This is a genomic window from Marinobacter sp. EVN1, from assembly GCF_000475375.1.
Classification (GTDB): domain Bacteria; phylum Pseudomonadota; class Gammaproteobacteria; order Pseudomonadales; family Oleiphilaceae; genus Marinobacter; species Marinobacter nauticus.
Genome location: NZ_AXCB01000012.1, coordinates 244,438 through 255,883 on the forward strand (window position 1 = coordinate 244,438; position 11,446 = coordinate 255,883).

13 protein-coding genes are annotated in these 11,446 nt (G+C 58.1%); 11 read left to right on the forward strand and 2 right to left on the reverse strand.

The window, feature by feature from the left end; translation table 11 throughout:
* Window positions 1–34: 34 nt before the first annotated feature.
* Both Q674_RS26205 and Q674_RS26210 read right to left on the reverse strand, forming a co-directional pair.
* The gene (locus Q674_RS26205; RefSeq protein WP_023008277.1) at window positions 35–694 is read right to left on the reverse strand and encodes a transglutaminase-like cysteine peptidase; all 660 of its coding nucleotides are present in this window, start codon (window positions 692–694) and stop codon (window positions 35–37) included.
* 8 nt (window positions 695–702) lie between these two features.
* Entirely contained in the window at window positions 703–1,359 is a 657-nt protein-coding gene (locus tag Q674_RS26210) for a type II secretion system protein N (protein ID WP_023008278.1), read from the reverse strand.
* Between the two features lie 206 nt (window positions 1,360–1,565).
* Between Q674_RS26210 and gspE the strand changes: the two genes are divergently transcribed.
* The 11 genes from gspE to gorA all read left to right on the forward strand — a co-directional run bounded on the left by gspE (window position 1,566) and on the right by gorA (window position 11,425).
* A complete protein-coding gene (gene gspE, locus Q674_RS26215; RefSeq protein ID WP_023008279.1) occupies window positions 1,566–3,074 on the forward strand; it encodes a type II secretion system ATPase GspE in 1,509 nt (502 codons plus the stop codon).
* Between the two features lie 3 nt (window positions 3,075–3,077).
* Window positions 3,078–4,289 (forward strand): type II secretion system inner membrane protein GspF, encoded by a 1,212-nt coding sequence (gene gspF / locus Q674_RS26220; protein ID WP_023008280.1) that lies wholly within the window; start codon window positions 3,078–3,080, stop codon window positions 4,287–4,289.
* Window positions 4,290–4,371: 82 nt separating this feature from the next.
* Window positions 4,372–4,824: a type II secretion system major pseudopilin GspG gene (gene gspG / locus Q674_RS26225; protein ID WP_031209851.1), complete on the forward strand. Its 453-nt coding sequence runs from the start codon at window positions 4,372–4,374 to the stop codon at window positions 4,822–4,824.
* A gap of 6 nt (window positions 4,825–4,830) precedes the next feature.
* Complete coding sequence (gene gspH, locus Q674_RS26230) at window positions 4,831–5,358, forward strand: type II secretion system minor pseudopilin GspH (protein WP_031209852.1); 528 nt, start codon at window positions 4,831–4,833, stop codon at window positions 5,356–5,358.
* The gene (gene gspI / locus Q674_RS26235; RefSeq protein WP_023008283.1) at window positions 5,355–5,732 is read left to right on the forward strand and encodes a type II secretion system minor pseudopilin GspI; all 378 of its coding nucleotides are present in this window, start codon (window positions 5,355–5,357) and stop codon (window positions 5,730–5,732) included. The genes gspH and gspI overlap by 4 nt, the downstream gene beginning before the upstream one ends.
* Window positions 5,732–6,496 (forward strand): type II secretion system minor pseudopilin GspJ, encoded by a 765-nt coding sequence (gspJ, locus tag Q674_RS26240; RefSeq protein ID WP_023008284.1) that lies wholly within the window; start codon window positions 5,732–5,734, stop codon window positions 6,494–6,496. Before gspI ends, gspJ begins: the two co-directional genes overlap by 1 nt.
* Window positions 6,489–7,487 (forward strand): type II secretion system minor pseudopilin GspK, encoded by a 999-nt coding sequence (gene gspK / locus Q674_RS26245; RefSeq protein ID WP_023008285.1) that lies wholly within the window; start codon window positions 6,489–6,491, stop codon window positions 7,485–7,487. The genes gspJ and gspK overlap by 8 nt, the downstream gene beginning before the upstream one ends.
* 2 nt (window positions 7,488–7,489) lie before the next feature.
* Entirely contained in the window at window positions 7,490–8,797 is a 1,308-nt protein-coding gene (gene gspL / locus Q674_RS26250) for a type II secretion system protein GspL (protein WP_023008286.1), read from the forward strand.
* 4 nt (window positions 8,798–8,801) lie between these two features.
* Window positions 8,802–9,335 (forward strand): type II secretion system protein GspM, encoded by a 534-nt coding sequence (gspM, locus tag Q674_RS26255; protein ID WP_023008287.1) that lies wholly within the window; start codon window positions 8,802–8,804, stop codon window positions 9,333–9,335.
* Between the two features lie 39 nt (window positions 9,336–9,374).
* The gene (locus tag Q674_RS26260; protein ID WP_023008288.1) at window positions 9,375–10,046 is read left to right on the forward strand and encodes a GNAT family N-acetyltransferase; all 672 of its coding nucleotides are present in this window, start codon (window positions 9,375–9,377) and stop codon (window positions 10,044–10,046) included.
* 17 nt (window positions 10,047–10,063) lie between these two features.
* Window positions 10,064–11,425, forward strand: coding sequence for a glutathione-disulfide reductase (gorA, locus tag Q674_RS26265; protein ID WP_023008289.1), 1,362 nt, complete (start codon window positions 10,064–10,066; stop codon window positions 11,423–11,425).
* Window positions 11,426–11,446: the final 21 nt, after the last annotated feature.

Here is an 11,446-nt window from a genome sequence, read left to right on the forward strand (position 1 = left end):
TTTACCGACAATCGGTATTCAGAGGGCGATCACCTTATGGGCGCAGGGCGTCGGTCAGCCTTTCGTTGAGATCCCGCCAGTGGTCGAGCTTCTGGGCATCGCCGATTCTGGCGTTATCGCCGGATGTGCGATTCAGCCACAGGCCTTCACCGTTGAAGCTGTACACCGGTTCAAGATCGCTTCTTTGGGAAGCAGGTTTAATGTCATTGATCAGGTTGTCGAGAATCAACGGGTCGGAGCCGGGCGTTTCATACCAGGCCAGGACCATATGGGCCTGGTTCAGCTCCAGTGCCTTGACGTAGATAATTCGCAGTTGGTCATCCGGCACACCCATGGACTTCAGGGTGAGATACTTGGCGATCGAGAAGTCTTCACAGTCCCCGCCGTTGGTGGTGAGCAATTCAACGGGCGTGGCCCAGTAATCTTCCTGACCCCAGTGGCGGATGTCGCTGACGAAGGACACCCTGTTGAAAAAGGAGTTGACCAACCGAAGCTGGCGATCTATCGGTGCGTTGCCGGCCAGTGCATGCAGGCGCTGCCAGTTCTCAAGCCGCTGGTGTGCAGCCTCGCCAAATTCTTCCAGCACATAGGTCATCAGGCGGTTGCTCAATTCAAGCGCGCTGACAACAGACACCGCAAGGATAAGGGGAAGCAACAGGGACTGGCGACGTGTGAACCTGCTTGCCGCTTCCATGGCGGGCCTCAGTTATTGTTCTGAAGCCGCTGGCGTAACTGTTCCAGCCGTTGACGGATTTCCTCACGCCGTTGTTGCTGGTCGGCCGATGAGGCGCTGGATTGGGCGCGCGCTCTTTGAACCTGCACCTCTTCCTGTGGGCGGGCTTCGTAAGCAGGCTCGTCATTGCTGGCGAAGTCGACTCCGGAGCGATCTTCGGTTTCCGGGAAGTAGAGGTTTTCCAGTTTGCCGGATCGTTCAATGATGACCCGATTGGCAAATACAGTGCGAAGTGTGGCATTTCCGGGCAGTTCATCACCCACCAGAAAGGCCTCGGTTTTGCCTTTGTCATCCTCGATCAGGGCGCTGCCGGGGAAATCCCCGTCTGCCGCCAATACTCCCCGCAAGGACAGGCGCAGATTGGTTTCCGGCAGGTTCTCCGTGTTGGTATCTTCAGCCTGGGGCGTGGCCGTTGCGGAACCGAAGACCTCGAGATCCGACAATTGAACATCGGGTACTGTTCTGGCCCGATCTGCACCGTCGGCGGCTTCCCGGGCCGGCTGGGGCAGGGTACGGTGGGTTTCATTTTGCCAGAACTGATAGCCTTGCCAGCCGGTCAGCGCCAGCATGGCCACTGCTGCGGCTACCGCCAGTAGCAGTGGAGTCCTTCGATCGATTGCAAGCATTGGCGTTCCTGAATGCATTGGGAAATCGTAAAAAGCTCACAGGTTATCAGACTGCAATGAATTAGTGGCAGTATAGTGTATAGAGTTGTTCAGTGGTTCCCATTCCTGTGGTAGCCTTTTTGCTTACGCTGACAACGTTGAGGGCCGCCGCAAATGGTGGCCCCATAAGAACAATCAGTGATCAGACGGATTTAACGAGGACGAGCTTGACCACCCAAACCGACATTCAGCCGCAGGATGCGCCGCTGGGCAGACTTCCCTTTACTTTCGCCAAGCGTAACGGAGTCATCCTTACCCGCAACGAAGAGGGCGAACCGGTCATTCTCGTGCGCCCGGGGGCTTCCCATGCCGCACTGGCCGAGGCGAACCGCGTTAGCGGTGGCCGGGCGAAGTTCTCTACCGTTGAGTCAGACCGCTTCGACCAGGCCCTGAATGCCGCCTATCAGAACGATTCGGCGGAAGCCATGCAGATGGTGGAGGGGATCGGTGACGACATGGATCTGGCCTCTCTGGCCGATTCGGTTCCGGAAACGGAGGATCTGCTGGAGCAAGAGGACGACGCTCCCATTATCCGCCTGATCAACGCCATTCTTACTGAGGCCGTTAAGACCAACGCCTCGGACGTTCATATCGAAACCTATGAAAAACAGCTGATTGTCCGATTCCGGATTGACGGTGTGTTGCGGGAAGTGGTCCAGCCTAAACGGGCGTTGGCACCGTTGCTGGTTTCGCGGATCAAGGTTATGGCGAAACTGGACATTGCAGAGAAGCGGGTGCCCCAGGATGGCCGCATTGCCTTGCGTGTAGCAGGACGAGAAGTCGACATCCGGGTGTCGACCATGCCGTCGTCCAGTGGTGAGCGGGTGGTACTGCGTCTGCTCGACAAACAGGCGGGCACCATTCGCCTGGAATCTCTGGGTATGGCCGGCCAGGACCTGAAAACCCTGCGCAAGCTGATATACCGCCCTTACGGCATACTGCTGGTGACCGGCCCAACCGGCTCCGGTAAATCCACCACGCTTTACGCCTCGCTGCAGGAAATCAATGACCGCAGCCGCAACATCCTGACGGTCGAGGATCCCATCGAATATAACCTGCCGGGCATTGGCCAGACCCAGGTAAACCCGAAGGTGGATATGACCTTCGCCCGGGGATTGCGAGCCATTCTGCGTCAGGACCCGGACGTGGTGATGATCGGTGAAATCCGGGATCTGGAAACCGCAGAGATCGCCGTTCAGGCCAGTTTGACCGGTCACCTGGTGCTGTCCACGCTGCACACCAATACTGCCGTGGGTGCCATTACCCGTTTGATGGACATGGGCATCGAGCCTTTCCTGATTTCCTCCAGTCTTGTCGGCATTGTGGCGCAACGGCTGGTTCGGGTGCTCTGTAGCCACTGTCGCGAGCCCTATATTCCTACCGAAGAGCATTGTGAGTTCCTGCAGCAGGATCCGGCCAACCCGCCCACCATTTTCCGCGCCAAAGGCTGTGAACATTGTAACCAGCTGGGCTATCGGGGCCGGATTGGTATCTACGAAGTGGTCGAGATCACGGAAGAAATCAGCACCCTCATTCATAAACGGGCAGGGGAGCTGGATCTGGAGCGGGAGGCTCGCCTGCACAGCCCGAGTATTCATGCCGATGGCGTTCAGAAGATTCTGGATGGCGTAACCACGGTGGAAGAAGTACTGCGTGTGACCCACCGGAGCCAGTAATCCATGCCGGCCTACGAATACAAAGCACTGGATGCCAGAGGCAAGCAGAAACAGGGCGTGCTGGAAGCCGACGCGCCCAGGGCGGTGCGCCAGCAACTCCGGGAAAAGGGTCTGACCCCACTGGCGGTGGAAGCTGCCGTTGAAAAACAGGCCCGCAGCAACCCACTGAGCAGTCGCGGTTCTCTGGGCGCGGCTGATCTTGCCCTGGTCACCCGGCAGCTGGCCACGCTCATCCAGTCCGGGATTCCGGTCGAGCAGGCACTGAGCGCGGCCGCCCAGCAGTCCACCAAACCCCGAATTCGCAGCATGCTGATCGCCATCCGCGCCAAAGTGATGGAAGGCTACACACTGGCGGACAGCTTCGGTGAATTCCCCAAGGCGTTTCCCCGGCTTTACCGCTCCACGGTCGCGGCTGGTGAGCACGCAGGGCATCTGGACCTGGTACTGAACCGGCTGGCGGACTATACAGAAAGCCGCCAGGAAGCCCGCCAGAAAATCCAGTTGGCTGCCATTTACCCGATTATCCTGAGTGTCGTGGCCATTGCCATCGTGGTGTTTCTGCTCACCTATGTGGTGCCCGACATTATTGAAGTCTTTCTGAAACAGGGGCAGGAACTGCCTGGCCTGACCGTAGCCATGCTCTCGGTGTCGGAATTTCTCGGCAGTTTCGGGGTCTACCTTCTTGTGTTGCTGGTGGTGGCGGTCATCGGATTCCGGTTCGCGTTAACCAAGCCGGCTGTGCGCCTGAAATTCCACAAACGGCTGCTGCACCTGCCACTCTTTGCAGGCATGGTGCGGGGCGTGAATACGGCCCGCTACGCCAGTACCCTGAGCATTCTGACCACCAGTGGCGTACCGCTGGTTGAAGCCATGCGCATTGCCGGGGAGGTGCTTTCCAATGATTTTCTCCGGCAGGAACTACGGGAGGCTGCCCGAAAGGTGAGTGAAGGCGGGTCGTTGCACCGCTCACTGGACCAGACCGGTTACTTCCCGCCGATGATGTTGCATATGATTGCCAGTGGCGAGGCCAGTGGCGAGCTGGACAGCATGCTGGAACGCACGGCCAGGATGCAGGAAAACACCCTGCAATCCAAGATCGCCGCTATCGTGGGGCTGTTTGAACCCATGATGCTGCTGTTCATGGGGGCGGTGGTGCTGATTATCGTTCTGGCGATCATGCTGCCGATTCTCAACATGAGTAACCTGGTGGGATAAAGGCCCGCCGCCTGGCCAGCAAGGAAGCCAGAAAACCTTTCTGAAAGCGACGAGAAACAACGGATCCAAGATGAGTGAAACTATGAGCATGAAACAACCTAAAGCGCTGGCCCGCAGCAAAGGCTTCACCCTGATCGAAATCATGGTTGTGATGGTCATTCTCGGCCTGTTGGTGGCGATTGTGGCGCCGAACATCATGGGGCGCAGCGACCAGGCTAAAGTCACAGTTGCTGAAACCCAGATCAGCAACATCGCCAACGCACTGGACCTGTATCGGCTGGACAACAGCCACTATCCCTCTACCCAGCAAGGCCTGGAAGCGCTGGTGAACAAGCCCAGTGGCAGCCCCGAGCCGAAAAACTGGAATCCGGACGGCTATCTGAAAAACGTTCCGGAAGACCCCTGGGGTAACAACTACCAGTACGTCAGCCCCGGTGTAGACGGGCCCTACGATCTGTATTCCTACGGTTCTGACGGCCAGGAAGGCGGTGATGGCGATGCGGCTGATATCAGTGTCTGGGAAAGCGGGAACTGATTGATTGTGGGCCGCAGGGCTGACCAAAACGGCTTTACGCTGATCGAGATACTGGTAGTCCTGATTATTGTCGGACTGCTGGCGGCGCTGGCGGTGTTCAATATGGCCGGCAGTTCCCAGCAGCGTGAACTGGAAAACCAGGTGCGGGAACTCTACCTGCTGATGCAAACGGCACAGGAACAGGCGGTTCTCAATAACCTGGAAATGGGCTTGCTACTGGAAGAGGACGGCTATCGGTTTGTGGCGTTTCAGGATGCGACGGGCGAGTGGAAATCCTCAGGTGAGCGTATATTCCACAAGCGAACCCTGCCGGAATGGCTGACCGTCACACAGTACATTGAAAGTGACGCCCCGCGTCTGGCCTCAGCCGAGGATCGGCTCAGGCCAGACGTGGTGTTCTTCTCCAGCGGTGAAACCACACCGTTTGAAATCGAGTTCACCCTGGGCCGAGATACCGACCTCATGCACGTGGTTGCTTCAGATGGCGTCTCGCCATTGGAATGGCGAAAGCCCGGTTCCGGGGATGAGTCATGAATAAGCGCCAGCGTGGTTTCACCCTGATTGAAGTGCTCGTTGCGCTGCTCGTGTTCGGGCTGATTGCAACGGCTGCTGCTGAAGTAGGCGGGAATTACATCACCAGCTTCGAGCGCATACGGGACAAGACGCTGGCAGGCTGGGTCGCCGAAAACCGGATTAACGAACTGCGGCTTCAGGATGAATTGCCGGGGATTTCGGAAAACTCTGAAGACACTGATTTCGGCAATTTCCGCTGGCGGGTCACCACCGTTGTTGAAGCCACGGCAGAGCCCACCATGCGCCGGGTTGAGGTAACCGTGGCCAAATACTCCGGGGCGCAATCAGAACCATTTGCCGTTCATACCCTGGCCGCCTTCCTGGGGGAAACCTGATGGGCTTGCCAGCGCGCCAGCTTAAGATATCCGGGGAGTCTGGCTTCACGCTGATGGAGGTACTGATTGCTGTCACCATCACAGCGGTGATCGGGCTGGGTGTGTGGCAGGTGGTGAGCAGTGTGATGAACTCCAGGGACCGGGTGGATGAGGTTGCCCAGGCATTCGACGGCTTGCAGAAAACCATGCTGCTGCTGGAGCGGGATATCACCCAGATCATCAACCGGCCTGCCCGGGATGTGTATGGTGACTATTCTCCGTCCTTAACCTCCCGGGACGATGCGTTTGTGTTGATGTTGACCCGCCAGGGCTGGCGCAATCCGCTCGGTCTCCGGCGCAGCGGTCTGCAGCGCGTGGGCTGGGAATACACAGGGACGGAACTGCGCCGTCGGTACTGGCCTGTGGTGGATCAGGGGCAGGAAGACGAGAGCCTGGATATCCTGATGCTGGAGCAGGTTCTGGAGTTTGAAATCCGGTTTCTGGATGAGAATGGTAACTGGCAGGAGCAATGGCCCGAAGAGGATACTCTGGCCCAGATGACGCCCGGAACCCGGCCCGATATCTCTCTGCCCCGGGGGATTGAGATCACGCTGGAACATGAACGATTTGGTGAGTTGATCCGTACATTCAGTCTACCGGATTTTGAACCGTCGCAAGCCCAGGCGGTGATCAATCAGCAACAGGAAACTCAGACCGAGTCGGAAGAAGAAGCGGCTGAGGAAGGCACTGGCCAGGCCGAGGGCGGGGTGTCCGGTAATGATTAGGTTTGCCAGGAACCGGCAGCAGGGCGTTGCCCTGATCATGGTGCTGCTGGCGATGGCCCTGGTGGTTCTGATGGCATCGGGCATGACCCGCCAGCAGAGCCTGCGAGTGTTCAAGGCCGGCCACTATCTGGCGCAACAACAGGGCCAGAGTATTGCCCTGGGGGCTGAAGAATTTGCCAAGCGCATTTTGGTTCGGGACTACGAAGAGGACAAGGAAGACAGTGTGATGGTCGATAGCCCGGATGAGTTCTGGGCCATGCACGCTGCCATTCTGCCTCTGGACGACAATGGCGTTGCCGAGGTTCAGATCGATGATCTGGGAGGAAGAATCAACCTCAATGATCTGGTGACTGCCAGCGGAGAAGTGGACCCCATCACCAAAGACCGGCTAACCCGGTTATTTCGTGCCCTCGGTATTACCGGCCTGACCGTAGACCCGCTCATTGACTGGATGGACGCCGACGACCAGACCGTCAGCGCTTATGGCGCAGAAGACGGCCAGTATCTGATGGCAGACCCGCCGTATCGCACTGGCAACCAGCCCTTTGTTTCAATTACCGAGTTGCGGCTGATTGAAGGCATGACCGAGGAAATCTACGCCGCGCTGCGGCCTCATCTGGTGGCGTTGCCAGTCTCCGGTGTCGGCATTAACGTGAATACGGCGACGGCGCCGGTATTGATGACTCTGCACGAGGATATGAACGAGGCTCAGGCGGAATCGATTATTGCCAAGCGCGAAGAAGAACGATTTGAAAACCTTCAGGATTTCCTGGCTCTGCCGGAGTTCTCAGGGATGGGGCTGAAAGCCAACGGGTTAACGCTTCAGACCCGTTTTTTTGAAGTTGTCTCGCGGATTACCTACGATAATCGTGTCGTTAATATGGTCAGCACCGTGTATAGAAACCCGGAGGGCGAAGTCCGGACGGTTCACAGGGATACCGGGCAGAAGAATCGCATCACCAAGGAACCTTACACTTTCTCAGAAGGATAACCATGTCTTACCGCCTTTTTGTCCGGCCGGTGCCTCCGTATGCGGACCCGGACCAGAGCCCCGATGCCCAGCTGTTCAGCTGGGTGCTTCAGGATGCCAGTGGCGATGCCCAGGCCAGAGGCACGGCTGATACACGGGAGCATATCGAGCAAACGCTGGCACAGAATGCGCTGGAGAAAGTGCTGCTGATTGGGCTGATTCCCGGTGATGAGGCGGTTTTCTGTCTGGCAGATATACCGGCGAAACAGACCCGTTTTATTCAGCAGGCCCTGCCGTATGCCGTTGAGGAGCAGTTAGCCCAGGACATTGACTCGGTTCATCTCGCGCTGGGGCCGCACACGCCTGAGGGCTACCGGGTTGCTGCCATCGATCGCGAGCAGATGGCCCGCTGGCGGCAACTGTTTTCTGGCTGGTATCACGCGCGCTTGGAGGCCATTTATCCCGATGCTTCGCTGTTGCCTGCGGCGGAATCCGGATGGGTGATCTGCCTGGATGCGGATTCAGCCCTTCTGCAGAGCCAGCGGGGAGAGTGGCTGCGCATGCAGGCGGACAATCTTCCGCTGCTTGCAGTTACACTTGCCGCGCCATCGTCTGACGAAGTGGTGGCGGAAATTCCGGTGCAGCTCTACGGTGCAGAGGCGGATCTGGACGCGAGGCAGACCCTGGTCAGCGAGCTTTCGGGAAGCACTGGCCACATGCGTATCGAAAAGAAGCCGTTGGAGTTCTCGGTAACCGAGTTCCTGGCCTGGTCGTATCACCATCACCTGAGCCAGCCCGTTAATCTGTGCCAGGGGGCGTTCTCGCTCAAGGCCGAGGGCAGTAGCCCCCTTAAACCCTGGAAACCTCTCATTGCCGTGGCTTCTCTCTGGTTTGTGATCCAGATGGGGCTGGAGATCGGTATGGGAGTCTATCACCAGCAGCAGGCGGAGCAGCTTGAAAGCCAGGCCATGTCGGTTTACCGGAATGCGTTTCCCTCGGACCGCCGAACCCATGCCGGAAACGTACGACGTGTTATCGAAGGCCAGTTACGGGTTGCTGGCTCCCAGGGCCCGGAAGTGGATTTTATCACCCTGATGAAATACACCGGCGACCAGTACGGCCGGTTACAGAATCCCGGAGCGGTTACCTTTAACTCCATTAACTACAGCCGGAGCCGGGGTGAACTCGTGGTCGATATCCGGGCTGACAGTTATGATCGGTTAAGCCGTCTGCGTAATGGATTGGCGAGTGAGGGGCTGCAGGCCCAGATCGGTTCGGTGGTCAACGAATCCAGCGGCGCCCGTGGCCGCCTGACGGTTTCAGGAGGATAAGCCCATGTGGTCACGTATCAAGGATCAACCGGCCGTCGGCAAACTGATTGCCCGCTATGATCAGTTACCCACCCGAGACCGTCAGGCATTGACCGTTCTGGGCATTGCCCTGTTGCTGGCATTGATTTATCTGCTGATCTGGCAGCCGATTACTCAGTTTCATGATCGGGCGGCCTCAAGCCGTGAGAATGCCGCAGAGCTGCTGGCCTGGATGCAGGCCAATGAGACGACCATTCAGCGTCTGGGCACGGCCGGTGGCGCAGCCACAACCGCCGCAGGAGCTGATAAACCGGAAGACGGACGGGCTCTGATGGCCCTGGTGACTCGTTCAGCCGGGGAAGCCGGGCTTTCCTTGCAACGGTTCGAGCCCAGCGGAGAGGATGCCATCCGGGTCTGGCTTGAAAACGCCTCCTACGCTGACGTGGCAGCCTGGCTTGAGCGTTTGCACAGTAATCATGGCGTGGTGATTGACCAGGCCGCACTGGATCGGGGCAATGGGCCCGGGCAGGTATCCGTGAGGCTTACGCTGGCAATCTGACAGGCAAGCGTAGACCCACACTAGTGAGGGAGCAACACAATGGCAGACAACAACAATAATGCTGAAGCTGTTCTGGTACGCCTGGACGAGACCGCACGAAACGAGGCCCAATCGGTGCTGTTTCATGCCTACCGGGAAGAACCTACATTCCAGTATCTGTTCGATCACCGGAAAGCCGGTTATAGCCAGCGGGTGAGGGCGACCATCCGGGAACTGATCGACCTGTATCTGGAGCTGAATCAGGATGCCATCGGTGTGATGGTGGACGAAACCCTGGTCGCGGTTGCGTTTGTGGGTGAGCCGGAACTCAGGCTGAACCTGGCAGACCAGCTCGGCTGGCGGGTGCGTATGGTACTGACGGCGGGCTTCTCATCCACGCGCCGGTATCTTGAGTATCATCGCAGGATTCGCGACCTTTTGCCGCAGAGGCAGGCGCATCAGTTGCCGTTGATGGGGGTCAACCCAAAATACCAGCACAAGGGGTATGGTCGGATGTTGCTGCAGGCGGTCGAGCGCCTGTGTGAGGAAAATCCCCGGGGCAGCGGGCTGGTACTCGATACCGGGAACAGCCGCTACCTGCCGTTTTATGAATCCGAGGGATTCCGCAGCCTGGGCAAGATCCGGCTTGGTGATTTTGAAGATCACGTGTTGTTCCGGGAAGTTCTTGCGGCCGATGATCATTCGAGCGAGCCGCTGCAACAGCAATCTTGAGGTAGACAGGAGAAACAGTGTCTGAGAGCCATGATTTTGATCTGATCGTTATCGGCGCCGGGTCCGGCGGTGTTCGGCTTGCCCGCATGTCGGCCCAGCGCGGTGCCCGGGTGGCGGTGGTGGAATCCCGTTATCTGGGGGGCACCTGCGTTAACGTGGGATGTGTTCCGAAAAAACTCTTTGTCTACGGAGCGCACGTCAGGGAAGAGCTCGAAGATGCACATGGATACGGCTGGTCTGTGCCAACAGGCGATGTGACGTTTGACTGGCCAACACTGGTGGCCAACAAGAATGCCGAGATTGAACGTCTGAATGGCATCTATGGCCGATTGCTCGAGAACGCCGGTGTTACCATCATTGAGGGTACGGCCAGTATCCGCGACCCGCATACCGTGATGGTTGGCGAGAAAGCCTATTCGGCCGCGCACATCACGGTCGCCACCGGCAGCTGGCCGGTGGTTCCGGATATTCCCGGCAAGGAGCTTCTGCTCACCTCCAATGAGATGTTTTACCTGCCACAGTTACCGCGCCACGCCGTGGTCTGGGGCGGTGGCTATATTGCCGTCGAATTTGCCGGCATTCTCGCAGGCCTCGGTGTGGAGACTACACTGCTGTATCGCGGCGAACTGTTCCTGCGGGGGTTTGACGAGGATATCCGCAAGTTCACGGAACAGGAGATGCGCAAGAAAGGCGTGGATCTCAGGTTCAATGTCACCATTGAATCCGTCGAACAGCTCAATGCTCACTACCAGGTCAACCTGAGTGACGGCAGCAGCCTGGAGACCGGGCTGGTTATGGCGGCGACAGGTCGCCGAGCTCTGGTGGACGGATTGGGGCTGACGGATCTGGGGGTGGAGCTCAATGCCTCCGGCCATATTGAGGTGAACGATCATTTCCAGACGGCGATACCGTCCATCTCAGCCCTCGGTGATGTCATCGGAACGCCACAGCTAACGCCGGTTGCGCTGGCGCAGGCCATGGTGCTGTCCCGGCGGCTGTTTGGTGATGGCCAGGGTGATATGGACTACAGCGCCATACCCACGGCTGTCTTCTGTCAGCCTAATATCGGAACGGTCGGGTTAACCGAGAAAGAAGCGCAAGACGCGGGGCATTCGCTGCGGATTTACCGTTCGGAGTTTCGCCCCATGAAGTACACCCTGAGCGGCCGTGATGAGCGTTGTCTGATGAAGCTGATTGTGGACGATAGCTCAGACAAGGTACTGGGTGCCCATATGGTTGGGCCCGATGCCGGTGAAATCATCCAGGGACTGGCGGTGGCTATTAAAGCCGGTGCCACCAAGGCCCAGTTTGACGCCACGATGGGCATTCACCCGACATCCGCTGAAGAGTTCGTCACCATGCGAGAGCCGGTGGCCTGATACTTCGATTAGCGCCGGAGG

Bases quoted from the DNA above. Each gene is read 5' to 3' on its own strand.
- gspF (WP_023008280.1), top strand. From the start codon at position 3,078: ATGCCGGCCTACGAATACAAAGCACTGGATGCCAGAGGCAAGCAGAAA.
- Q674_RS26205 (WP_023008277.1), bottom strand. From the start codon at position 694: ATGGAAGCGGCAAGCAGGTTCACACGTCGCCAGTCCCTGTTGCTTCCC.
- gspG (WP_031209851.1), top strand. From the start codon at position 4,372: ATGAGCATGAAACAACCTAAAGCGCTGGCCCGCAGCAAAGGCTTCACC.
- gspL (WP_023008286.1), top strand. From the start codon at position 7,490: ATGTCTTACCGCCTTTTTGTCCGGCCGGTGCCTCCGTATGCGGACCCG.
- gspM (WP_023008287.1), top strand. From the start codon at position 8,802: ATGTGGTCACGTATCAAGGATCAACCGGCCGTCGGCAAACTGATTGCC.
- Q674_RS26210 (WP_023008278.1), bottom strand. From the start codon at position 1,359: ATGCTTGCAATCGATCGAAGGACTCCACTGCTACTGGCGGTAGCCGCA.
- gspK (WP_023008285.1), top strand. From the start codon at position 6,489: ATGATTAGGTTTGCCAGGAACCGGCAGCAGGGCGTTGCCCTGATCATG.
- gspJ (WP_023008284.1), top strand. From the start codon at position 5,732: ATGGGCTTGCCAGCGCGCCAGCTTAAGATATCCGGGGAGTCTGGCTTC.
- Q674_RS26260 (WP_023008288.1), top strand. From the start codon at position 9,375: ATGGCAGACAACAACAATAATGCTGAAGCTGTTCTGGTACGCCTGGAC.
- gspI (WP_023008283.1), top strand. From the start codon at position 5,355: ATGAATAAGCGCCAGCGTGGTTTCACCCTGATTGAAGTGCTCGTTGCG.